Annotated in this window: 18 protein-coding genes and 1 riboswitch; of the genes, 13 read left to right on the plus strand and 5 right to left on the minus strand. The window is 63.3% G+C overall.

The window, feature by feature from the left end:
- Positions 1-48 precede the first annotated feature (48 nt).
- From boxC to boxA, 3 genes are all read left to right on the plus strand, one after another.
- A complete protein-coding gene (gene boxC, locus AT302_RS06805; protein WP_058377773.1) occupies positions 49-1,704 on the plus strand; it encodes a 2,3-epoxybenzoyl-CoA dihydrolase in 1,656 nt (551 codons plus the stop codon).
- An 89-nt stretch (positions 1,705-1,793) separates the two neighbouring features.
- The gene (boxB, locus tag AT302_RS06810) at positions 1,794-3,221 is read left to right on the plus strand and encodes a benzoyl-CoA 2,3-epoxidase subunit BoxB (RefSeq protein WP_058377774.1); all 1,428 of its coding nucleotides are present in this window, start codon (positions 1,794-1,796) and stop codon (positions 3,219-3,221) included.
- A 59-nt stretch (positions 3,222-3,280) separates the two neighbouring features.
- Positions 3,281-4,534 carry a benzoyl-CoA 2,3-epoxidase subunit BoxA gene (gene boxA, locus AT302_RS06815; protein WP_058377775.1) on the plus strand — a complete coding sequence of 418 codons (1,254 nt, stop codon included), beginning with the start codon at positions 3,281-3,283 and terminating at the stop codon, positions 4,532-4,534.
- 149 nt (positions 4,535-4,683) lie between these two features.
- Here the strand turns inward: boxA and AT302_RS06820 are convergent, their stop codons facing one another.
- Entirely contained in the window at positions 4,684-5,334 is a 651-nt protein-coding gene (locus AT302_RS06820; RefSeq protein ID WP_058377776.1) for a TetR/AcrR family transcriptional regulator, read from the minus strand.
- A gap of 163 nt (positions 5,335-5,497) precedes the next feature.
- Between AT302_RS06820 and AT302_RS06825 the strand changes: the two genes are divergently transcribed.
- Positions 5,498-6,079 carry a DJ-1/PfpI family protein gene (locus AT302_RS06825; RefSeq protein WP_058377777.1) on the plus strand — a complete coding sequence of 194 codons (582 nt, stop codon included), beginning with the start codon at positions 5,498-5,500 and terminating at the stop codon, positions 6,077-6,079.
- A gap of 86 nt (positions 6,080-6,165) precedes the next feature.
- Here the strand turns inward: AT302_RS06825 and AT302_RS06830 are convergent, their stop codons facing one another.
- Positions 6,166-6,723 (minus strand): DUF523 domain-containing protein, encoded by a 558-nt coding sequence (locus tag AT302_RS06830; RefSeq protein WP_058377778.1) that lies wholly within the window; start codon positions 6,721-6,723, stop codon positions 6,166-6,168.
- A gap of 224 nt (positions 6,724-6,947) precedes the next feature.
- Between AT302_RS06830 and AT302_RS06835 the strand changes: the two genes are divergently transcribed.
- Positions 6,948-8,372 carry a hypothetical protein gene (locus AT302_RS06835; RefSeq protein WP_058377779.1) on the plus strand — a complete coding sequence of 475 codons (1,425 nt, stop codon included), beginning with the start codon at positions 6,948-6,950 and terminating at the stop codon, positions 8,370-8,372.
- Here the strand turns inward: AT302_RS06835 and AT302_RS06840 are convergent.
- On the minus strand, positions 8,359-9,381 hold the full coding sequence (locus AT302_RS06840; protein WP_058377780.1) for a LysR family transcriptional regulator: 1,023 nt from the start codon (positions 9,379-9,381) through the stop codon (positions 8,359-8,361). The two genes, AT302_RS06835 and AT302_RS06840, sit on opposite strands and share 14 nt — an antisense overlap.
- A gap of 142 nt (positions 9,382-9,523) precedes the next feature.
- On the opposite strand from AT302_RS06840, the gene AT302_RS06845 reads away from it, so the two are divergent.
- From AT302_RS06845 to AT302_RS06860, 4 genes are all read left to right on the plus strand, one after another.
- Positions 9,524-10,519, plus strand: a complete 996-nt coding sequence (locus AT302_RS06845; protein ID WP_058380161.1) for a zinc-dependent alcohol dehydrogenase family protein — start codon at positions 9,524-9,526, stop codon at positions 10,517-10,519.
- 134 nt (positions 10,520-10,653) lie between these two features.
- Positions 10,654-10,761: riboswitch (ZMP/ZTP riboswitch) on the plus strand.
- Between the two features lie 98 nt (positions 10,762-10,859).
- A complete protein-coding gene (gene glyA, locus AT302_RS06850) occupies positions 10,860-12,107 on the plus strand; it encodes a serine hydroxymethyltransferase (RefSeq protein ID WP_058377781.1) in 1,248 nt (415 codons plus the stop codon).
- 18 nt (positions 12,108-12,125) lie between these two features.
- Positions 12,126-12,608, plus strand: a complete 483-nt coding sequence (gene nrdR / locus AT302_RS06855) for a transcriptional regulator NrdR (RefSeq protein WP_058377782.1) — start codon at positions 12,126-12,128, stop codon at positions 12,606-12,608.
- Between the two features lie 291 nt (positions 12,609-12,899).
- Complete coding sequence (locus AT302_RS06860; protein ID WP_058377783.1) at positions 12,900-14,018, plus strand: autotransporter outer membrane beta-barrel domain-containing protein; 1,119 nt, start codon at positions 12,900-12,902, stop codon at positions 14,016-14,018.
- Positions 14,019-14,165: 147 nt separating this feature from the next.
- Here AT302_RS06860 and AT302_RS06865 read toward each other — a convergent pair whose 3' ends face one another.
- Together AT302_RS06865 and AT302_RS06870 are read right to left on the minus strand one after the other, a co-directional pair.
- Positions 14,166-15,227: a porin gene (locus AT302_RS06865; protein WP_058377784.1), complete on the minus strand. Its 1,062-nt coding sequence runs from the start codon at positions 15,225-15,227 to the stop codon at positions 14,166-14,168.
- 524 nt (positions 15,228-15,751) lie between these two features.
- Positions 15,752-16,690, minus strand: a complete 939-nt coding sequence (locus tag AT302_RS06870) for a LysR family transcriptional regulator (RefSeq protein ID WP_058377785.1) — start codon at positions 16,688-16,690, stop codon at positions 15,752-15,754.
- 174 nt (positions 16,691-16,864) lie between these two features.
- Between AT302_RS06870 and AT302_RS06875 the strand changes: the two genes are divergently transcribed.
- The 4 genes from AT302_RS06875 to AT302_RS06890 all read left to right on the plus strand — a co-directional run bounded on the left by AT302_RS06875 (position 16,865) and on the right by AT302_RS06890 (position 22,214).
- On the plus strand, positions 16,865-17,770 hold the full coding sequence (locus AT302_RS06875) for a VOC family protein (RefSeq protein ID WP_058377786.1): 906 nt from the start codon (positions 16,865-16,867) through the stop codon (positions 17,768-17,770).
- A gap of 73 nt (positions 17,771-17,843) precedes the next feature.
- Positions 17,844-18,791, plus strand: coding sequence for an NAD(P)-dependent oxidoreductase (locus AT302_RS06880; RefSeq protein WP_322788729.1), 948 nt, complete (start codon positions 17,844-17,846; stop codon positions 18,789-18,791).
- Between the two features lie 71 nt (positions 18,792-18,862).
- A complete protein-coding gene (locus AT302_RS06885) occupies positions 18,863-20,377 on the plus strand; it encodes an aldehyde dehydrogenase family protein (protein WP_058377788.1) in 1,515 nt (504 codons plus the stop codon).
- Between the two features lie 466 nt (positions 20,378-20,843).
- Entirely contained in the window at positions 20,844-22,214 is a 1,371-nt protein-coding gene (locus tag AT302_RS06890) for a DUF3100 domain-containing protein (protein WP_157125709.1), read from the plus strand.
- The last annotated feature ends 98 nt before the right edge of the window (positions 22,215-22,312 follow it).

Consider the following 22,312-nt stretch of genomic DNA (forward strand, 5'->3'; position numbering starts at 1 on the left):
GCACTATATTGCAATTCAACAAGATCATTATTCGAGTTGGAGGCAATCATGTTCGGCAAACCCCACGTCGACTACCGTACGGACCCCACGCAGTACAAGCACTGGAAGCTGAGTTTCGAAGGCCAGGTCGCCACGCTGATGATCGACATCGCAGAAGACGGCGGCATTCGCGAGGGCTACAAGCTCAAGCTCAATTCGTACGATCTGGGTGTGGATATCGAGCTGCACGATGCCGTTCAGCGCATCCGCTTCGAACACCCTGAAGTCAAGACCGTGGTGGTCACGAGCGCGAAGGACCGCGTGTTCTGCTCGGGCGCCAACATCTTCATGCTGGGCGTGTCCTCGCATGCGTGGAAGGTCAATTTCTGCAAATTCACCAACGAAACGCGCAACGGTCTGGAAGACTCCAGCCGCTACTCGGGCCTGAAATTCCTCGCCGCCGTGAACGGCGCTTGCGCAGGCGGCGGTTACGAGCTGGCGCTGGCCTGCGACGAGATCTATCTGGTCGACGACCGCTCGTCGTCGGTGTCGCTGCCGGAAGTGCCGCTGCTCGGCGTGCTGCCGGGCACGGGCGGTCTCACCCGCCTGACCGACAAGCGCCATGTGCGCAACGACCGCGCCGATATTTTCTGCACCATCGTGGAAGGCATTCGCGGCGAGCGCGCCAAGCAATGGCGTCTGGTCGATGACGTGGTCAAGCCCGCGCAGTTCGCACAAACCATTGCGGCACGCGCGCTGGAACTGGCGCAGCAAAGCGATCGCCCGGGCGGCAAGGGCGTGACGCTCACGCGTATCGAACGCACCGACGAAGCCGACGCCATTCGCTACGAATTCGTCGATGTGGAAATCGATCGCACCAATCGCACGGCCAGCCTGACCGTGAAGGCACCGAAGTCGGCACCGCCGCAGGACATCGCCGGCATCGAAGCCGCCGGTGTGCGCTGGTGGCCGTTGCAGATGGCGCGCGAACTCGATGACGCCATTCTCAATCTGCGCACCAACGAACTCGACATCGGCACATGGCTGCTGCGTACCGAAGGCGACGCCCAACACGTGCTGGCGGCCGACGCCTCGCTCATCGCACATCAAAGCCACTGGCTCGTGCGTGAAACCATCGGCATGCTGCGCCGCACGCTGGCCCGCATCGACGTGTCGTCGCGCTCGCTGTTCGCGCTCATCGAGCCGGACTCGTGCTTCACCGGCACGCTCGCCGAATTCGCCTTCGCCGCCGACCGTACCTATATGGCCGCGCTGCCCGCGAGCGAAGAAGACGAACCGGCGATCACGCTCTCGGAAGTGAACTTCGGCTTGCTGCCGATGGTGACCGATCAGTCGCGTCTCGCCCGCCGCTTCTACGAAGACAAAGCGGAACTCGACGCCGTGCGCGAGACCATCGGACGCCGCGTGCGTCCGGACGAGGCCGAACGTCTGGGGCTGGTTACCGCTGCGGTGGACGATCTCGATTGGCCGGACGAGATTCGCATCGCCATCGAAGAGCGCGCGGCCATGTCGCCCGATGCGCTCACCGGTCTGGAAGCGAACCTGCGCTTCAACGGCAAAGAGACGATGAACACGCGCATCTTCGGGCGTCTGTCGGCCTGGCAGAACTGGATCTTCACCCGTCCGAACGCCGTCGGCGAGAAGGGCGCGCTGAAGGTCTACGGCAAGGGCAACAAGGCGCAGTTCGACCTGACCCGCGTCTGACCCGACCCAGCGATAAGACGCGCGACACGACACCGCGCGACACGACGAGACGTTTCCACAGATACGCACGAGACACGAGGAACCCCACGATGGCTTCGATCAACTACAGCGAGAAGATCCCCAACAACGTCAATCTGTCTGACGACCGCACGCTGCAACGTGCGCTCGAACAGTGGCAGCCGAACTTCCTGTCCTGGTGGGGCGACATGGGCCCGGAAGGCTCGCACGGTTTCGACGTCTATCTGCGCACTGCCGTCAGCGTGGACCCGAGCGGCTGGGCGCACTTCGATCATGTGAAGATGCCGGACTATCGCTGGGGCATTTTCCTCACGCCGGGCGACACCGATCGCAAGATTCATTTCGGCGAACACAAGGGCGAAGCCGTGTGGCAGGACGTGCCGGGCGAGCATCGTGCCAACCTGCGCCGCATCATCGTCACGCAAGGCGATACGGAACCGGCGTCGGTGGAACAACAGCGCCATCTGGGCCTGACCGCGCCGTCGATGTACGACCTGCGCAACCTGTTTCAGGTGAACGTGGAAGAAGGGCGCCACCTGTGGGCGATGGTCTATCTGCTGCATCGCTACTTCGGCCGCGATGGCCGCGAAGAAGCCGAAGCGCTGCTCGGCCGCCGCTCGGGTGACGAAGACAACCCCCGCATTCTCGGCGCGTTCAACGAGAAGACGCCGGACTGGCTCGCGTTCTACATGTTCACGTATTTCACCGATCGCGACGGCAAGTTCCAGCTCTCGGCATTGGCGGAATCGGGTTTCGATCCGCTCGCCCGCACCACCAAGTTCATGCTGACCGAAGAGGCGCACCACATGTTCGTGGGCGAGTCGGGCGTGTCGCGTGTGATCTCGCGTACGGCGCAGGTGATGAACGAACTGGGCACCGACGACGTCTCGAAGCTGCGTGCGGCAGGCGTGATCGATCTGCCGACGATTCAGCGCTACATCAACTTCCATTATTCGGTGACGATCGATCTGTTCGGTGCCGACCAGTCGTCGAATGCGGCCATCTTCTACAGCTCGGGTCTGAAAGGCCGCTACGAAGAAGGCAAGCGCGATGACGACCATCAACTCAATGGCCAGATGTACCGTCTGCTGGGCGTGGACAACGGCAAGCTCGTGGAGCGCGAAGTGCCGATGCTCAACGCGATGAACGAAGTGCTGCGCGACGACTACATCAAGGATTCGGTGGCCGGCGTGAACCGCTGGAACAAGGTGCTGGAGAAGGCCGGTATCGACTTCCGCCTCACCGTGCCGCACAAGGCATTCAATCGCCAGATCGGCACCTTTGCGGGTGTGCGCGTGTCGCCGGATGGCCGCGTCGTGAGCGAGACCGAATGGGCTGCACACGAACGTGAATGGCTGGCCACGGCAGAAGACCGCGCCTATGTTGCATCGCTCATGGGCCGTGTGATCGAGCCGGGCAAGTTCGCCAACTGGATTGCGCCGCCCCCGCTGGGCATCAACCGCCAGCCGATCGACTTCGAATACGTGCGGTTCAACTGAAGCTAAAGCTGAAGCGGGCCAGTCGAGCCCGCAGCGCAACCCCACAAGGAGACAGCATCATGAACGGCCCTGTTCCGGTCGAAGTCCTGAAGCAGCATTTGATCGATCCGGAGATCTGCATTCGCTGCAATACCTGCGAGGAGACGTGTCCGATCGACGCGATCACGCATGACGAGAACAACTACGTCGTGCGCGCGGACACGTGCAACGGTTGCATGGCGTGTATTTCGCCGTGCCCGACAGGGGCCATCGACAACTGGCGCGACGTGCTCAAAGCCGAGTCGTATTCGGTCGACGCGCAGCTCACGTGGGACGAATTGCCGATACAGGACGATGCGCTGGCCGGTCAGGGCGCGATCGGTGAGGCTGCGGAAGGTGCCGCGCAAGGCGATGCCGAGTCTGCCGAGCCGGTGATTGGCGGCTCCGATCTCGTGCGCGGTTCGGTTGTGCCGCCGTGGTCCGCCGCCAAGCCGTACGTCAATCTGTACAACCACAAGGCGCCGGTGCAGGCTACCGTCGTCGGCAACTATCGCGTTACCGACGCGAGCACGGAAAGCGATATTCATCACATCGTGCTCGACTTCGGTAAGCAGCCGTTTCCGGTGCTCGAAGGCCAGTCGATCGGCATCATCCCGCCGGGTACGACGGCGGACGGACGCGCGCATCACGCGCGGCAGTATTCGATTGCCTCGCCGCGCGACGGCGAGCGCGCGGGGTACAACAATCTGGCGCTGACCGTGAAGCGCGTGACGAAGGATCATCACGAGCAGGAAGTCGGCGGTGTTTGCTCGAACTATCTGTGCGATCTGAAGAAGGGCGATATGGTGAACGTGATGGGCCCGTTCGGCAGCACGTTCCTGATGCCCAATCACGCCGACTCGCATTTGCTGATGATCTGCACGGGCACGGGGGCCGCGCCGATGCGCGCGATGACCGAATACCGCCGCCGCCGCCGTCTGAAAGGGGCGACGGGCAAGCTCATGCTGTTCTTCGGGGCCCGCACGCAGGGCGAACTGCCGTACTTCGGCCCGCTGCTGAATCTGCCGAAGGATTTCATCGATACCAATCTGGCCTTCTCGCGCACGCCGGGGCAAGCCAAGCGTTATGTGCAGGACGCCATGCGCGAGCGCGCGGCCGACGTGGCGGCGCTGCTGCGCCATGAGCACACCTACATCTATGTGTGCGGCCTGAAGGGCATGGAAGACGGCGTGTTGCAGGCACTGCAAGCGATCGCCGGTGAAGCGGGACTTGACTGGCAGGCGTTGTGGCAACGGATGAAGACGGAAGGGCGCCTGCATCTCGAAACGTATTGAATCGTCAGATGCCTGTCCGGTTACGGCAACGTGGCAGGACAGGTACACACCATTGACCGACGGCGCTTTGCGCCGGCTTGACACCGCGTGCTTCGGCACGCGGTTTTTTTTGTCCCGTCGATGGTTGACGTGGATGTGCCGCGATGGCGCTACCGGATCGGCTTTGCGATGGGGGACAGCATGCGCAGGCACGCCTCTGAGAGGCTTTGCGCAAACTTGGTGCAGTCTTGCGCGCGCTTCGGTTTGGCCGCGATGAGGTCGTCTGTCGCGCCGTGAACGCCCGAGTAAATCAGCAGCGCCACCACGCGAGGTTCCTCCGGCGCCCACGCGCCCGCCGCTTTGCCGCGCACGATGATGTCGGTCAACTGCTCGAGAATCGCGTTCTTGTCTCGATTGGCGCGGTCGTGGTGGTGGTGATGGGTATAAACGATGTCGTGCGTGCGGTAGGTCTTCACATACGTTTCGACATTCGTCTGAATCCACACGCGAAGCCGTTGCACCCAGTCGTCTGCTGCGCAGGCATCGACGGCGTCCTGCAACGTTGCCATGAACTGCGCGGTATAGCGTTGGCCCAGCGCGTCGAGCATCTCGTTCTTGGACGCGAAGTAGTGATAGAAGGTGCCCTTGGCCACCTGTGCCTTCTCGACGATTTCATTGATCGTCGTGGCTTCCACGCCCTGTGCCAGAAACAATGCTTCGGCTGCCCCCATCAGTTCTTCAAGACGAACCTCCGCCGGTTTGGTACGGGGGCGCGTGGGGGCGGTCTCCGGCAGCTTCGCTTTAACGGGGCTCACAGGCATCGGGTCAGTTCACGAGAGTCAATAATGGGGCAGTGCCGGGGCAGTGTCGGGGCAGCGGCGTCAGTTTAAGGGAAGTCCGCCAACGCTGTCCCGAGGGCGTCACCGGAATTGGGTAACATGGGCGTGCTGTTTCCTTCCATTTTTTCTCTGAACGGAGAGTCTCATGGGCAAGAAGCGGATTCTGGTACTGGCTGGCGACTACGTCGAAGACTACGAACTGATGGTGCCCGTGCAGGCACTGATGGCCGTGGGGCATCGCGTGGAAGTGGTGTGTCCGGGCAAGAAAGCGGGCGACAAGGTGCGCACGGCGATTCACGATTTCGAAGGCGATCAGACGTACAGCGAGAAGCGCGGTCACGATTTCACGCTCAACGCGACGTTCGATGGGTTGTCACCGGCCGATTTCGATGCGCTGGTGATTCCCGGTGGACGCGCGCCGGAGTATCTGCGCCTGAACGAACAGGTGCTCGCCGCCGTGCGGCATTTTGCCGAGAACGACAAGCCGATCGCGGCGATTTGTCACGGCGCGCAATTGCTGGCGGCCGCCGGTGTGATCGAAGGGCGCGAGTGTTCGGCGTATCCGGCGTGTGCCCCGGAAGTGCGGCTCGCAGGCGGCAAATACATGGAGATCGAGATCGACGCGGCGCACACCGACGGCAAGCTCGTCACAGCACCGGCATGGCCCGCGCATCCCGCGTGGATTGCACAGTTCCTCGCCGTATTGGGGACGAAGATCGAGCTTTGAGAATGCGATGATGCCGTAAGCAGCGGGGGCCAATGACGGCCCCCGTTTTTCATTGCCGTCACGGGCCTTGCAGATCTCAGGACACTTCAGCTGCCTTGGCCGTCCAACGCATGCAAACGGGCGTCGGCGGCGGCGAGCGTGTGTTCGCTGAAGACTTCGATGCCGTGCTCGCGCAGTAACGCAGCGGCCACCCCGCGTCCCGCGATCTTTGCGCCGGTAAATGTCCCGTCGTACACGAACGTGCTGCCGCACGACGGGCTTCCTTCCTTCAATACCGCAATCCGGATGCCGTGACGCTGGGCGATGGCCAGTGCACGCTGGGCGCCGTCGATGAATTCGGCCGTAACGTCGGCACCGGTGTCGTCGATCACGCGCGCGACCTGCTGCCAAACACGTTCACCGCCAGCCGCAGCGCTGATCTCGGCGGGCGGGCGCGGTGTGGCCAAACCGCCCGCGACCTCCGGGCAGACGGCGGCAATGAGGCCCGCCTTGCGCCAACGTTCGAGGATGGCGGCGCCGTCGGCTTCGCAAGGCGCCGCGCGCCCGTGATAGCGAACCGGCTGACCGAGCAGGCAACTGCTGACAAGAATGCGCGGGGTGCGAGCGGCGGGCATCGCGAGGAGAGAAGTGGGCTGCGTAGACATGCGCCGGAGCCTATCACGGGGCGCGCGTGGGTGTGAATGTGTCAGCGCAGTCAGCCCCATCGGGTTAGTCAGGTTTGTCCGAATGCGGCGCATTTTCGAAAGCCTTTCGTCGCGCGGCGCAGCAGAATCCGCCGATTCTGACCACGGCTGTTGACGCGCAGAACGGGCGCGCGGCGGTGGTCTCTTCAAACGATCAAACGATCGCACGATGATGGAGGATCGCCATGCACCGCGTTGACCTTGCCCGTACCTACGGCGTTCCGGATGGCACGCGCCTTTCGCCTGTGCCGGAAGTGTTGCCGCCGCCGCATGCCGCTATCTCAGCGCTGCCGGAGATGGGGCCGCACGGCATGCACGACGCTGTTGTTGGCCACGACGGCAGCGCGGCGGCCTTGCCAGCGATCGGACCCTATGATTTCTCGTCGGCAGAGCGCGTGCGTGACGCACTGCCGATGGGCGCGACAGGCGCCGCAGTGCGCATGACACTCGCGTCTCACTCGAATGCCACGCAATACGTGGTCAAGCGTTGCCCCGATGCGTGGCACACCACACAGGCATGGCTTGCGTCGCGTCTTTTCGGCGTAATGGGGTTGCCGACCCCGACGACGTTTCTCGTGCGCGGGTGCGACGAGGCTTTCGACGGCACGCGCGAGTCCGGCCGGCTGCATCTCGCGAGCGTCTATCTGGCATCGTATGAAGACTTCGGCCTTTGGCTGATCGGTGAAGAAGCGCGCCGGGCGGTCGTAGGTCAGGCACAAGACAGCGAGCGCACGACGATCTGCGACGGCGCGCGCATCGGCGCCCACATGGCGGGCCGAGTCATGGACAAGTTGTGCAAGCAGGAGGGTGCGGCGTTCTGGGCACTCTCGCCGCAATGCGCGCGGATCTACGCGGACGAGCTAAAAAGCCGTAATGCCATGCTCGGCCTGCTCTGCGAGATGTTGCCCGACGTCTACCAATGCGAACTGGAGCGGCACTACATCGCAGCGCTCTGGCTGGGTAACTGGGACTTGTGCAACGTGTTCATGGAAAACGTGGGCGTGTGGCGCGACAAGGAGGATTTGCCGCGCATGATGACCGTGGACTTCGGTGCGTGTCTGGAGATGGGATTTCAGGGCACCTGCAAGGACACTGGCTACGAGGTGGCGGTGAATCAACGCACTGGCTTGCCTGCGCTGCCGCCGCTGACGTTGACGTTCCGGCGTGATGCCGCATGTTTCTCGGCCGAATTGCCGTCCGATGCGCTGACCGATCTCACGCAATTTCCTTACGGTGAACAGTACGCGCCGTTCGTGCGCCGCTTGAAGGGGTTCACACCCGACGCCACGGAAGACGTTGTCGTCGAGGCGTTGAAGAACCCGACCGGCACGCGTGCCGTGGCTGCCGAAATGGCCTATCGGCTCGGCAGAATTCATCAGGAAACGCTCTTGCCGTGGGCGAGCACCGCCAGTGAGCTTGCCCGCGCGGAGACGGGCGGCCCTCTCCACGGCCGATGCGATGCGCCCGAGCAGGTGCACCGCCTGCTGTCCCGGCGCGACAGTCTCGTGCGGTTGTTGGGCGGGGAGTGGGCGGCGCAGGCGTGGGCGCGCGCGCATCCGACACGCGCGTGCGCCATCATTGCCCAGCAGTCACCGTTTATGCGCCCTTGAATTCCGGCATGAGCGCAGACACTAGCGCGTCGATGGCGGCGCGCAGCTTCGGCGACGGATGGCGCGTATCGGGCCAGACGAGATGCAGCGGGGTGCCGGCCGCGCGCGTGTCAGTCATCAGTCGAACCAGTGTGCCGTGGCTCAGCGGCAGGGCGGCTACCCAGTGCGGAATGCAAACGACGCCGAGCCCTTGCTCCGCCGCCGTGACCAGTGCCACGAGATCGTCGAGTACGAAACGCGCCGTGCGCCCCCGGCGAAAACCGGCGGCCGCGTGGCCTGCGGGCAATGAGGTATTGGCAGCGTTATCCGTCACGGTATCGGTATGCGTTCCTCCGCCGGCGTGCGCGACGTTCGCCACCGCGCAGGGCACAAACGTCGGCCATTCGTAAAGATTGCCGCCCCGGCCGTACATCAGGCGTTCGTGATCGGCCAACTCGGCGAAGGTGCGCGGGGTGCCGTATTCGGCCAGATACCCGGGTGACGCGCACAGGATCATCGTCTGCTCGCCGAGCGAGCGCGCCTTGAGGCCGGGTGTGTCGTCGAGCCGCCCGCTGCGCACAGCCAAGTCGTAACCTTCTTCGATCAGATCCACGCGCCGGTCGCTGAACGCCATTTCCAGACGCAATTGCGGGTGCGCCTTCGCCATGGCCAGCAGCACCGGGGCAATGCACTGCCGCCCGATCTGCACTGGCATCGTCACTCGGAGCTTGCCCATCGGCGACTGCGTGCCGGCGCTCAGTTCGTCTTCCGCCTCCGACAATTCGGACAGCACCTTGACGCAGCGTTGATAGAACGTCTCGCCTTCGTCGGTCAGATGCTGGCTTCGCGTCGTGCGGTAAAAGAGCCGTACTCCCAGCCGCGCTTCCAGCCGGGCGATGCGTTTGGCCACCGCCGAGCGCGTGAGATGCAGCCGCTCGGCGGCGCCGGCAAAGCTGCCTGCGTCTACCGCCGCCACAAAGGCGGAGATGCCCGAGAGCCGGTCGGGGGTATATCCGTCACTGATTTCCATTAATTGATTCCAATTTGTCGCCAATAAGTGGATAAATTGCCATCACTGCTTCGAAGTATTCTCCAATAAGCTGATTCCTGTCTACCCGACGCGCTTTCCGTGCGGTGGGGCTCCCCAAGATAAGGATCAAGCGATGAAAACGATGAAACAGTGGCAAATGGCGACGCTGGGCGAAAACGCACTGGCGCTTGCTACGGTCGACGTTCCCCAGCCTGGCCCGGGTGAAGTACTGGTGAAGGTGAAGGCGGTGTCGCTCAACTTCCGCGATGCGCTGATGATCGACACCGGCATGGGCTTGCCGGTGACGTTCCCGTTCGTGCCGGGCTCGGACATGGCGGGCGAGGTGGTCGCCGTCGGCGAGGGTGTGACACGGTTGGCGGCGGGCGACCGGGTGATCAATACGTTCTGGGACCGCTGGATCGACGGCGAAGCTGCACCGGACGGACTCAAGGTCTTCGGTGGCACCTTGCAGGGCGTGCTGCGTGAATATGCCGTCTTTGCCGAAGACACGCTGCTGGCGGCGCCGGTCACGCTCGATGACGTGGCGGCCTCGACGCTGACCTGCGCGGGGCTGACCGCATGGTTCGCGCTGTTCGAAGTAGGACACAAGTTGCAGCCGGGCCAGACGGTGCTCTCGACCGGCACTGGCGGGGTCGCCTTGTTTGGCGCGCAATTGGCGCTCGCGCATGGGGCGAAGGCGATTGTGACCAGCGGCAGCCCGGACAAACTGGCGCGCGCGGCGGCGCTGGGCGTGACACATGGCGTGCTGCGCACGGAAGGCTGGGCCGACGAGGTGCTAGCGCTGACGAGCGGGCGGGGCGTCGAACAGGTACTGGAACTGGCCGGCGGCGATATGGCCGGGACCATGCGGGCGCTGGCGCCTAACGGCAAGGTGTCCGTGATCGGCATGCTCGACGGCGAGACCCTGCGGGCGCCGGTTTATGGCGTGTTGGGCAAGCGGGCACAGATTCAGGGCATCGGCGTCGGCCATCGCCGGGCGCTCGAAGCGCTGGTCGCTGCCGTGGATCGCCATGAAATCGTGCCGGCCGTCGACGCCGTGTACGACTTCGCCGATGTCGGTCAGGCGCTGGCACACCTGCGCCGGGGGGCGTTCGGTAAGGTTGTGGTGCGCGTGTGAAGGGGATAAAGCGGAGATAAAGCGGAGATAAAGCGGAGATAAAGCGGGGCGGCGGCGGGAGGTAAAGGGCGCCAACCGCGGGGCGGCAAGGGCGGTTGCCTAACGCCCAAAGCTCGCATACACTATCGACGCCACAAACCCCGCGTGACTGGCGATTAGGGTGCACAGCCTTGTGTGCCCGAGGTGGAGCAACCCACCGGGAAGCGCTGGGGTCTTATTTGCCGTTCGCCTGGGCAGCCGTGATGGTTGGTGCTGCCCTGTCTATCGTCTTCCAAAGCACAAAGGAAGATGCGCTGCGCCATCCCCTCCCGGAAAACCTGTTCAATTCAACGCAAACGCCATGTTCGATAAATCGAAATCCACTGTTGCCGCCGTCGATCCCGAAGTCTGGGCCGCGATTCAGAAGGAAGATCAGCGTCAGGAAGACCACATTGAGCTGATCGCGTCGGAAAACTACACCAGCCCGGCCGTGATGGAAGCGCAGGGCTCGCAGCTGACCAACAAGTACGCTGAAGGCTATCCGGGCAAGCGCTATTACGGCGGTTGCGAATATGTCGACGTCGTTGAGCAACTGGCGATTGACCGAGTGAAGGCGCTGTTCGGGGCGGAAGCCGCGAACGTGCAGCCGAACTCGGGCTCGCAAGCCAATCAGGGCGTGTATTTCGCCATGCTCAAGCCGGGCGACACGATCATGGGCATGAGCCTCGCCCACGGCGGTCACCTGACGCACGGTTCGCCGGTGAACATGTCGGGCAAGTGGTTCAACGTGGTCAGCTACGGCCTGAACGAGAACGAAGACATCGATTACGACGCTGCCGAGAAGCTCGCGCAGCAACACAAGCCGAAGCTGATCGTGGCCGGTGCCTCGGCCTTCTCGCTGAAGATTGATTTCGAGCGTATGTCGCAGATCGCCAAGTCGGTCGGCGCGTACTTCATGGTCGACATGGCGCACTACGCGGGTCTGATCGCTGCCGGTGTGTACCCGAACCCGGTGCCGCACGCCGACTTCGTGACCACCACGACGCACAAGAGCCTGCGCGGTCCGCGCGGCGGCGTGATTCTGATGAAGGCCGAGTTCGAGAAGCCGATCAATTCGGCCATCTTCCCGGGCATTCAGGGTGGCCCGCTCATGCACGTGATCGCCGGTAAGGCCGTCGCGTTCAAGGAAGCCGCTACGCCGGAATTCAAGGCTTACCAAGCGCAAGTCGTGAAGAACGCTCGCGTGCTGGCCGAGACGCTGGTGGCGCGCGGTCTGCGCATCGTGTCGGGCAAGACGGAATCGCACGTGATGCTGGTCGATCTGCGCGCCAAGAACATCACCGGCAAGGCAGCGGAAGCCGCCCTGGGTGCTGCGCACATCACCGTGAACAAGAACGCGATCCCGAACGATCCGGAAAAGCCGTTCGTCACGAGCGGTGTGCGTCTGGGTTCGCCGGCCATGACCACGCGCGGCTTCAAGGAAGACGAAGCCAAGCTGGTCGGCAACCTGATCGCCGACGTGCTCGACAACCCGGAAAACGAGGAAAACCTGGCCAAGGTGCGTGCACAAGTGGCCGAGTTGACCAAGCGTTTCCCGGTCTACGGCTAAGCGGACGGCCCCGCACGCATGCGTTGCCCGTTCTGCCGGCATGACGACACGCAGGTCATCGACTCGCGTGAAGCGGAAGACGGCGCTGCCATTCGGCGGCGCCGGCGCTGTCCGTCGTGCGACAAGCGATTCACCACTTATGAGCGCGTCGAGTTGACGATGCCGGCCGTCGTCAAGAAAGACGGCAGCCGTGCGGAGTACGACCGTGCGAAGGTGCGCGCCAGCATGCAGTTGGCGATTCGCAAGCGCCCCGTGAGTGCCGAAGCGATGGATGCCGCGATTGCGCGCATCGAGTACAAGCTGCTGGCCGGTGCGGAGCGCGAAGTGGTGAGCCAGCGCATTGGCGAACTGGTGATGCGCGAGCTCAAGCGTCTGGACAAGATCGCGTACATCCGGTTCGCGTCGGTGTATCGCAGCTTCGAAGACATTGCGGAATTCCGCGATGTGCTCGAAGAGATCGACAGCACCGACGTCAAGCCTAAGCGAAAGCCGGTGGCCTGAGCGCGAACGCGGCAAACGCTGCACATGCAGGACGGAAAACCCGTCGTTCCCGAAAGGGTACGGCGGGTTTTTTATTGGCTATTCATTCCGTGAAGTTAATGTCGGGAATTTTCAATGTTGGGAAATAATTTAATTGAAGATTGGGTGATGTATTAAAAGACTGCAGGGGTGACCGGCTTTCAATAAGTCGCCTCATAGAATTCGCGATCCTTGACGGATGGCCGTCTGCCACCGTCTGGAAGGTGATGAAGCTATTCATCATTTCTCGCGAATTAAATGAGGGGTTATCAAATGAAAGCAGTGAGTCATCAATCGTTCGCGCTTCGTATCACCGGTATGTTCTCGGCGGCGGTTGTGCTTGCCGCGACAGCGGTGTCGCCGGCGAATGCCGAAGACGTGGCTGAAATGCGCCGCACGCTCATCGTGCTTTCGGGCGCGGCGCTGTTGAACGACGCCGCGACGGCGCAAGGGGCGGCCAGTGCATTCCAGCGGGCCATGCAAACGCGCACGATGAGCGGCGGCGCGACGTTCGATGACGCCACCGGCAAGGGCGTTGCCCTCGGCAGCAGAGACCTCGTCGGCTGGGCCTCGTTCACCGGCGAGCGCTCGCATCAAAACGGCGAAACGGGGTTGTTCGATGTGCGTGGTGTGAACGGCGCCATCGGCGTGGACTCGCGAATCGGTGCGAACACGATCGTCGGCGGCTCATTGGGCGTGGGCAATCACAACTCGCAAATCAATGACCAACTCGGCGAAGCCCGGGTCAACAGTGTCAGTCTGGGCGTGTACGCGTCGCATCTGAGCGACCAGCAGTGGCTCGTCAACGGCGGCGCGTCGTACACCAATCACAGCCTGAAGACCGATCGCAGCAGCGACACGAGCGGTGTGTCGCCGCGCCTCAAAGGCAACACACGAGGTAACACCTTCGGTGCCTTCGGTGAAGTGGGACGGCGCAATTCGGTCGCCGGCATCAACGTGGATTCGACGTTGGGCCTGCGCTTTCTGTCCACACGCGTGAACGCCTTCAATGAGACCGGTGGCGGCGACATCACCGCTCAGAATGCCCTGAAAATCGGCGCGCAGTCGCGGACGTCAACCCGTGGCATCGTCGGTGTGCGCCTGTGGCATGAGCTGGTCAACGTGGGGGGCGGCAAGGCGATCCCCTCGCTACGCGTGGCGTACGAGTACGAGTTCGGCGACAAGCGCAGCAGCCTGACCAATGCTTTCTATGGCGCCACGCGTTCGTTCACGGTACAGAGCGCGAAGCTCGGGGCCCACATCGTCACGGCCGATCTTGGCGTTGACGTGCAGTTCCAGAAGCAGCTCGAAGTGCATGTCGGGGGCAATATGAGCGCACGTCGTGGCGAAACCAGCGTGGGGGGCGGTGTCTCGGCGAGGTATCGCTTCTAAGCCGGGACTTCCGCCCGATACGTGACGGCAGAAAGTCGCGACCACCGCGTGCACAAAGCTAAACCCGCCGCAGCCCAAAGGGCCCGGCGGGTTTTTCGTGACGCGACCGACTTGACGGCCTTGCGCTGTCACGCAACTGCCGCGACTTCAGAAGGAGTGCGAGATCCCGATATACGCCCCGGTCTGGCCCTTCCCCGGCGGCGGATTGTCGAGCGAATCGCTCGGAATCGCGGCGACCGAGAAGCTCTGGTTGGCGCTGTTCAACACGTAAGCGACCGTGCCATACAGGAAGGTGCGCTTTGAGAGGTTGTACGTCGTGCCCAATTCGAACATCGTCGCGTGACCGAAGCTCGGCACGTTGACGTGATACACGGCGGCATTCGCGGCCCACACTTGTGTCGCCTGATACTTCACGCCGGCCCAGTAGTGATCGGCGCGCGTAGCGAAGTTCGGTGTCGGTGCATCGGGTGCCGACATGTGCGTGTAGCCCAACGACACCGTGAAGCGGTTCAGGAAGACGTTGGCACCGGCGAAGTACTCGCGTGACGACGCGAACACGTCGGTGAATCGCCCGTTGGAATCGCGAATTTCGTCATACAACGCGCGCAACTGGAAGCGGTCGTGGGTGTACGTCAACTGGGCGCCCAACCCCCGGCCGCTGGTGAACTGGCCGACGACGTTCGAGAAGGCGTACTGGCTCGCAATGTCGAAGCCATACCAGTTCGGGCTCTGATAATTGACGGTGTTACTCGCTTGCGGCCAGTTGCGTCCGCGTACCAGCGACGCCGACGAGAAGGCCTGCTGCTGGAACGGATCGAAGTCCCACACCCCGTTACTGATGAACAGGTTGCGCCCGATCGTGAACTGCCCCCAACCCTGCGAGACGAAGCCCACCAACGCGCGCCGGTCGAAGATCGAACCCGAGCCGTTGTTGTTGTAGCCGTTCATCAACTGGAAGCCGCCTTCCAGATTGAATACCGCATGCAATCCCTGCCCGAGATCTTCATAGCCACGCAGGCCGAACAGGCTCGTGCCGTAGTCACCGCCCTGCGCACTCCAGCGCGAGGTGGTGCCGCCGTTGCCGTCCTGCAAGTTGCTCATGTACTGAAAGCCGCCATCGAGACGGCCATAGAGTTGCACGCTGGATTGCGCGTGCGCGATCGTTCCGATGCTGCAAAGCAGGCTAGCTGCGATGAGCTTCTTTTTCATGGTCTGCTCCCCAGGTTGCGTTTGCCCCGCACCTTCGACTTGCGTGGTTATGACCGTCGTCGTCGCGCGCCGTCCATGCGGAGACAACGCATTACGGTTTCGGTAAAGCCTGAAAAATCGTCACGAGTGGTGAGACATCGGCATGCAGGAACGCCGGGGCAACGCGAGCCGCGTGAGGGGACGCGGGCGCTTGCGAGTGATGCCGTCACGCTCTGGTCGTCAGAGTTCGTAGTCATGGCAGTCCACTGGCGTTGGGGATGCAGCGGACGCGATCCTGACGCGGGCCGTGCAACCGGAATCGGTGGCGAAGGGGGCGTGTGGCAACCGTTGGCGGTGCTGTCACGCAAAGGAGACTTTTGCTGTTACGCAAAGCGCACCTTCGCTCGAATGGCTCATTTATATCCGAATTCGATGCCTCGCAACATCGGGTAAAGGCTTAGTACCCCGATTGTTGCGTGGCTACAACCTGGTGGCGCTATTCCAAACTGCCAAACTGCCAAACTGCGGTATTGCAAACGAGGCAATCAGTCGGGGGCGCCGAACGCCTCCATCTTGCTGGCCAGATGGGTGAGCAAGCGATTGGCCGCGCCGGAAAGGCGCCGCCCCGCACGGGTGATGAGATGCGCTTCGGCGCTCGCCAGAATCGGATGATCGACGGGTAGCGCACACAGCACACCCGCCTCGACTTCTTGCGAGACGGCAAACGTCGGCAGAAAGGTCGCGCCCAGCCCTGCGCGGACGAAGTGCTTGAGCACCGAGATCGAGTTGGTCGTCACGGTCGCGTTCAGGCGGTGCTTCTCGGCCTGCTCGGCCAGTTCCATCAATTGACGGGTGCCGTACGCGCCGTGCATGAGCGCGAGCGGGGTGTCGTACAGGTCGTCAAGCTTGAGCGCGGTGCCCGGCGGTTGCTGGGCGAGGCGGGCGCGCAACGGCGAATCGGGTGCCACGATGGCGTGCACGGGCTGACGCATCTGGGCGCGCGAGACGATCTTGGGCTCGGCGGGCGGGTTGTACACGAGCCCGATATCGGCATCGTCCTCGGCCACGGCCCGCATGACCTCGTTCGTGCCCGCCAGATCGAGCGTGAGCGTGATGTCCGGGTAGCGCTTGCAGAAAAACCGCAGTGGCGCGCCCATCAGATCGCTCACGAAACCTTCTCCCACGGCAAGCCGGATATGGCCGCGCCGCAGCCCTCTTACTTCTTGTAGTTTCGCCAGCAGGTCCTCTTGGTGCGCCCGCTGCTCGCGGTAGTACTCCATGAGCAGGCGGCCTGCCTGGGTCAGGTGCACGCCGCGCTTGTGACGCTCGATCAGCGGCAATGCGAGTTCCGCCTCCAGCAGGGCGATCTGACGGCTGACGGCGGACGGCGCGATGTCGAGCCGGTCGGCGGCAGCGCGGATAGTGCCGCACTGCACGGCTTCGAACAGATAGGGCAGGCGGTTTTCATTGATGGCGGGTGTCATGCCCTAAAGACTAATAATTAGAACAAAAATCTTCAAGCGTTGTCATTGAGCGTCGTTTTTTTTCACTCCACACTGCGAAGCATGCGGATCGGCCCCATCGACGGGCAACGAACCCAGGCGAGGCCCGACGACGGCGGCCCGATTCCGCGCCAGATTTCACGTGAGGTGCCGTAGATGATTCCTCCGGGCAATACCCGATTCGGTATCGATCATCCGCTGGTCACAGTGCATGACCATCCGCGGCGTCTTTCGCATTACCAGCGTATGGGCTTCACCCCGTCCCCGGTGTCGTATCACCCGTGGGGCACGGTGACCTCGCTGATGATGTTCGGCAACAACTTCATCGAACTGATCGGCGTGGACGACGCCCGGAAGTTCGGCACGAATGCGCAGGGCGACTTTTGTTTTGGCCGGTTTCTTGGCCGCTTTCTGGCTCGCGAGGAAGGCGTATCGCTGGTCGCGCTACATAGCAAGGACGCGCGCGCCGACCATAGCCGGCTGACGCAGGCCGGGCTCGAAACCCAGGGTTTCATCGACTTTCGACGCTCGATGACGAAACCCGACGGCACGCCTGACGAAGCCGTGGTGTCGCTGGGGTTGTTCGTCGATGACCGGCTCGGCGACGCTTCGAATTTCATCTGTCACCAGCATCGGCCCGAGCTGATCTGGGTGCCGGATTGGCAGCAACATCCCAACGGGGTGACCGGCGTAGTGGGCGTCACGTACGTGACACCCGACCCCGAGGCGCTACGCCAACTGGCCACGCGCTGGCAACGGATCTACGGCGCACGCCATGTCGACCTGTATCAGGGCGGCGCGATGGCCGATACCGGATGCGGGCATTTCCGGGCGCTCTCGCCGCAACGGGCCGAGGCCCGCTTTGCCGCCGTGGGGTTGCCGATGGCACAGGCCACACGCACCCATGCTGTGGCGCTCACGCTGCACGCGCCGGACCTCGCGCACATCGAGGCGCTGTGGCGCGAGAACGGGGTGCCGTATGGCTACAACGAGCATGGCCTCGTTGTCGAACCGGAGTTCGCAGGTAACGTGGTGCTGGAGTTCGTGAATCACCATCACTGATGTATCTCTGAATATTCCGTAGTATTCCAAAAAAATAGCGTGCTATGAATAGACAACCCGCCGGTGCAGACCGGTGGGTGGAACAACGCGGCGTTGCCCGTGGGGGCGGCGCCATTCTCGCAGTGAAACTGGAGTCAACATGAAAATCATCGGAGTGGTCGGTCTGGGCAATATGGGGCGTGGCATGGCGCTGTCGTTACAGCGCGGCGGCTTCACGGTGCTCGGTTTCGATCCGTCGCCGGCCGCCGGGGCGGCGCTGGCGGAGGCGGGCATCGGCTTGCGCAATTCGGTCGCGGAACTGACCCGTGAAGCCGACGCGCTCGTGCTCTCGCTGCCGACCTCGCAGGTTGTCGAAGCCGTGGTGAACGGTGCCGACGGCATTGCCGCCAACGGCCGCGAAGGGCTGATCGTGATCGACACGTCCACGGCCGATCCGCAAAGCACGCGGGCGCTGGCCGCGACGCTGCGCGAGAAAGGCATTGCGCTGGTCGATGCGCCGGTCTCGGGTGGCCCGAAGGGCGCGTTGAACGGCACGCTCACGATGGTGCTGGGCGGGTCGGTCGACGACATCGCCCGCATCGAGCCGGTGCTGGCCACGATGTCGGCCAAGCGTGTGCACATCGGCGATGTGGGCGCGGGTCACGTGACCAAGCTCATCAACAATCTGATGTGCGCCGCACACCTGATCGTGGCGGGTGAAGCGATGCGTCTGGCGACGGCAGCGGGTGTGGAGCCCGCACAGGTGCTCGAAGGCCTGAACGCCGGCTCGGGCCGCAGCGGCATTACGCAGACCAATTACCCGACGTGGATTCTGAACGACGCGTTCGACTCGGGCTTCACGATGAAGCTCATGCGCAAGGACGTGCGCTTGGCCATCGCGCTCGCTGAACAGACCGGCACACTCGATAGCGGGCCGCTGTCGGCCGAAGTCGGCCGCCTGTGGGCGGCCAGCGCTGCGTCGGTCGGTGATGACGAAGACTTCAACCGCATCGTGCAGTTCATCGAAGCCGGTCGCGCTTAATTTCCCCACATTCATTGATACCCCGAGGCGCCGCTACGGCCGCCTCGGGGTGCATCGCACGGAGTATTTTCATGGCAGACAACCAAGCCGCCGCCTTGCTTGGCGCATTCGCAAAGTTTTTCCCCAACGCGACGACCATCGGCTCGTACGTCAACGGTGAGCTGGTCGCGGGCACCGGCGAGAGCACGATCGACATCGTGAACCCGGCGACCGGCCAGACGGTATTGACTTACCGCGACGCCGGCGCCGACGTGGTGGCGCAGGCCGCCGACGCGGCGCAAGCTGCGCAAAAGACCTGGTGGGCGCTGACACACGCCGCACGCGGCCGTGTCATGCAGGCCATTGGCGCGAAGGTTCGCGAGAACGCCGAAGCGCTGGCGCAGCTCGAATCGATCGGCGCAGGTAAGCCGATTCGCGATTGCCGTGGCGAAGTCGGCAAGGTGGCCGAAATGTTCGAGTACTACGCCGGTTGGACCGACAAGTTCTTCGGCGACGTGATTCCCGTGCCGAGCACGCACCTGAACTACACGCGCCGCGAAGCGATGGGCGTGGTGTTGCAGATCACGCCGTGGAATGCACCGGTGTTTACCTGCGGCTGGCAACTCGCTCCGGCCATTGCGATGGGCAACGGCGTGCTGCTCAAGCCGTCGGAACTGACCCCGGCCAGCTCGCTGGCGGTGGCCGCGCTGGCAGAACAAGCCGGCCTGCCGCGCGGCCTGATCAACGTGCTCGCAGGCTTCGGTCACACGACCGGGCAAGCTGCGATCTCGCATCCGGTCATCAAGAAAGTGGTGTTTGTGGGCTCGCCCGCGACCGGCAGCAAGATCGCTACGGCAGCGGCGCAGCGCCTGTTGCCGAGCGTGCTGGAACTGGGTGGCAAGTCGGCCAATATCGTGTTCAACGATGCCGACCTCAAGCGTGCGTGCCTTGGTGCGCAAGCGGCCATCTTCTCGAGCGCCGGTCAGAGCTGCGTGGCGGGGTCGCGCCTGCTGGTGCAGCGCGGCGTGTATGACGAGATGATCGATATGCTGGCGCGCGGTGCCGAAAAGATTCGTGTGGGCGAGCCGATGGACGACGCGACCGAAGTCGGTCCGATCTGCAACCGCACCCAGTATCAGCACGTGATGAACATGATCGATGCGGGCGTGGCGGGCGGGGCGCGTCTCGCGGCCGGTTCGCAGCAACGCAGCGACGGCGGCTTCTTCGTGCGCCCGACCGTGCTGGCCGACGCGAACAATCAGATGGGCGTGGCGCGTACCGAAATCTTCGGGCCGGTGGTGGTCGCCATTCCGTTCGATACGGAAGAAGAGGCACTGGCGATCGCCAACGACAGCGAGTTCGGTCTGGCCGGTGCCGTCTGGACGCAAGACGTCGCGCGCGCGCATCGCGTGGCTGCGCAGGTCAACGCCGGTACGTTCTGGATCAACGGCTACAAGACGATCAATGTGGCCTCGCCGTTCGGTGGCTACGGCCATAGCGGCTACGGTCGCTCTAGCGGCGTGGAAGCCCTGTACGAATACACGCAGACCAAGAGCGTGTGGGTCGAGACGGCTGCCAACCCGGCAACGCCGTTCGGCTACGTCTGATCGTCTGATGGTTTGACGCGTAGGGCGCGCGGTTTTCCGCTGGTTTCCCGCCGTGCGGGAGCCGCGCGCAAGCCGTGAGAATGTGCTGTCTTCTTGCGTGTAGTTGTCTGGAAAGTGAGGTTAACGTGTCAGGCGCGGGTCGCGAGGCCCCGTTTGTCGCGTCGCCGTTTCAGCCTGCGAGATTCGTGGCCTGAACGGGTTTTTTACCCGCGTATAATGCCGCCCTTCGGGTGGTTCTGCGCGGGGCGCTGTTACTGTCACCGAGGCGTGCCAACATGTCGCTGCGAGGCGCTGTGGGGGAAGTCCGCAGCCGTTGGGCGGACGGCGCGTCGAATTACCTCGACCACCGGTTGATCCAGCATTGACCAGCGGTTACTTACAACGTTAATCACCGAATTGTTCGTACCCCGTCCGGTCGACCGGATGGCACCGGACCGGTTCAACAGCAAGTGCAGTGGAGACCCAGATGGCAGTCATGGAACAAAACGCGGCCAAGCCGCAAGGGGGCGCCTTCAACGATGGCGTGCGCCTGTACGTATGGGCGATCGTGATTCTTGTGATCGCAGAACTGATTGGCGCAATCAGCATCAAGGCCGGTCACGGCAAGATCGTGCTGTTGCCGATGGTCTGGGCGTTGTTGCTCGGCGCAGCGCTCGGTTTGTCGTCGGCACGTCTGCCGCGCTTCGCACAGATCGACCTGTCGATGCAACACAAGGCTGCCGCCATTCTGCAACCGGCGCTGCTGCTCTTCGTCGCCAAACTCGGTCTGCTCGTGGGCGGCTCGCTGCCCAAGCTCGTGGCCGCCGGTTGGGCGCTGGTGTTCCAGGAGTTCGGCCACTTCGTCGGCACGATCATCCTCGGCCTGCCGGTCGCCCTGATGCTCGGCATCAAGCGCGAAGCCATCGGCGCGACCTTCTCGGTCGGCCGTGAGCCGAGCCTCGCGATCATCGGTGAAAAGTACGGCTTCGATTCGCCGGAAGGCCGTGGCGTGTTGGCCGAGTACCTGACCGGTACGATTTTCGGTGCCGTGTTCATCTCGCTGTTCGCCGGCTTTATCGCCAGCCTGAACATCTTCAACCCGCATGCGCTCGCGATGGGTGCCGGTGTGGGTTCGGGTTCGATGATGGCCGCTGCTGCCGGCGCCATCGCGGCGCAGCAGACGCCGGAAGTCGCCAAGGAAGTCGCCACGTTTGCCGCGGCGTCGAACCTGATCACGACGACGATCGGTACGTACTTCACGCTGTTCATCTCGCTGCCGCTCGCCGTCTGGGGCTATCGCGTGATGGAGCCGGTGCTGGGCCGCATGACCAAGCGCGGCCGTGCCAACGCCGAAGCCGCTGCCGTGGCCGACGCCGAAGCCGCACAGGAACTCAAGCAAGCCAGCAAGGCGCACACCGTCGACATGAACTTCGGCGCGCGTTTGTTCGCCTGGGTGTTCTCGGGCGCGCTGGCACTGCTGGGTAACAGCATGGCCTTCAAGACGTCGTTCATCGACGGTGTGCCGGGCATGCTGGTCATCATCGGCGCCGTGCTCGTGGGCGAAGCGCTGTACTACGTCACGCGCCGCAAGGTGCCGGCCGTGTGCTGGGTGTCGCTGGTCGCCATGTTCCTGACGTCGCCGGCCTTCCCGTACGCGCCGATCGTCGAGCAGTTCACCGGCAAGATCAACTTCCTGTCGCTGGTGACCCCGATGCTGACCTTCGCCGGTCTGTCGGTGGCCAAGGACGTGCCTGCTTTCCGCAAGCTGGGCTGGCGCATCGTGGTCGTGTCGTTCCTCGCGAACGCCGGCACGTTCATGGGTGCAGCCGTGATCGCGCAGTTCTTCACGCATCCGTAATGCCTGCACGTGGGCGCTTGAAAAAGTGCCCGCGACGTGAAGTCTCCGGTGGTCGACCGCCGGGGGCCGAAGTTTGAATAAAAAACGCCACGGCAATC

Source organism: Pandoraea norimbergensis (assembly GCF_001465545.3).
GTDB classification, from domain to species: Bacteria; Pseudomonadota; Gammaproteobacteria; order Burkholderiales; family Burkholderiaceae; genus Pandoraea; species Pandoraea norimbergensis.

What these genes read in the sequence shown, in the direction of transcription:
- boxC (WP_058377773.1), top strand. Translation starts at nt 49, where the DNA reads ATGTTCGGCAAACCCCACGTCGACTACCGTACGGACCCCACGCAGTAC.
- boxB (WP_058377774.1), top strand. Translation starts at nt 1,794, where the DNA reads ATGGCTTCGATCAACTACAGCGAGAAGATCCCCAACAACGTCAATCTG.
- boxA (WP_058377775.1), top strand. Translation starts at nt 3,281, where the DNA reads ATGAACGGCCCTGTTCCGGTCGAAGTCCTGAAGCAGCATTTGATCGAT.
- AT302_RS06820 (WP_058377776.1), bottom strand. Translation starts at nt 5,334, where the DNA reads ATGCCTGTGAGCCCCGTTAAAGCGAAGCTGCCGGAGACCGCCCCCACG.
- AT302_RS06825 (WP_058377777.1), top strand. Translation starts at nt 5,498, where the DNA reads ATGGGCAAGAAGCGGATTCTGGTACTGGCTGGCGACTACGTCGAAGAC.
- AT302_RS06830 (WP_058377778.1), bottom strand. Translation starts at nt 6,723, where the DNA reads ATGTCTACGCAGCCCACTTCTCTCCTCGCGATGCCCGCCGCTCGCACC.
- AT302_RS06835 (WP_058377779.1), top strand. Translation starts at nt 6,948, where the DNA reads ATGCACCGCGTTGACCTTGCCCGTACCTACGGCGTTCCGGATGGCACG.
- AT302_RS06840 (WP_058377780.1), bottom strand. Translation starts at nt 9,381, where the DNA reads ATGGAAATCAGTGACGGATATACCCCCGACCGGCTCTCGGGCATCTCC.
- AT302_RS06845 (WP_058380161.1), top strand. Translation starts at nt 9,524, where the DNA reads ATGAAACAGTGGCAAATGGCGACGCTGGGCGAAAACGCACTGGCGCTT.
- glyA (WP_058377781.1), top strand. Translation starts at nt 10,860, where the DNA reads ATGTTCGATAAATCGAAATCCACTGTTGCCGCCGTCGATCCCGAAGTC.
- nrdR (WP_058377782.1), top strand. Translation starts at nt 12,126, where the DNA reads ATGCGTTGCCCGTTCTGCCGGCATGACGACACGCAGGTCATCGACTCG.
- AT302_RS06860 (WP_058377783.1), top strand. Translation starts at nt 12,900, where the DNA reads ATGAAAGCAGTGAGTCATCAATCGTTCGCGCTTCGTATCACCGGTATG.
- AT302_RS06865 (WP_058377784.1), bottom strand. Translation starts at nt 15,227, where the DNA reads ATGAAAAAGAAGCTCATCGCAGCTAGCCTGCTTTGCAGCATCGGAACG.
- AT302_RS06870 (WP_058377785.1), bottom strand. Translation starts at nt 16,690, where the DNA reads ATGACACCCGCCATCAATGAAAACCGCCTGCCCTATCTGTTCGAAGCC.
- AT302_RS06875 (WP_058377786.1), top strand. Translation starts at nt 16,865, where the DNA reads ATGATTCCTCCGGGCAATACCCGATTCGGTATCGATCATCCGCTGGTC.
- AT302_RS06885 (WP_058377788.1), top strand. Translation starts at nt 18,863, where the DNA reads ATGGCAGACAACCAAGCCGCCGCCTTGCTTGGCGCATTCGCAAAGTTT.
- AT302_RS06890 (WP_157125709.1), top strand. Translation starts at nt 20,844, where the DNA reads ATGGCAGTCATGGAACAAAACGCGGCCAAGCCGCAAGGGGGCGCCTTC.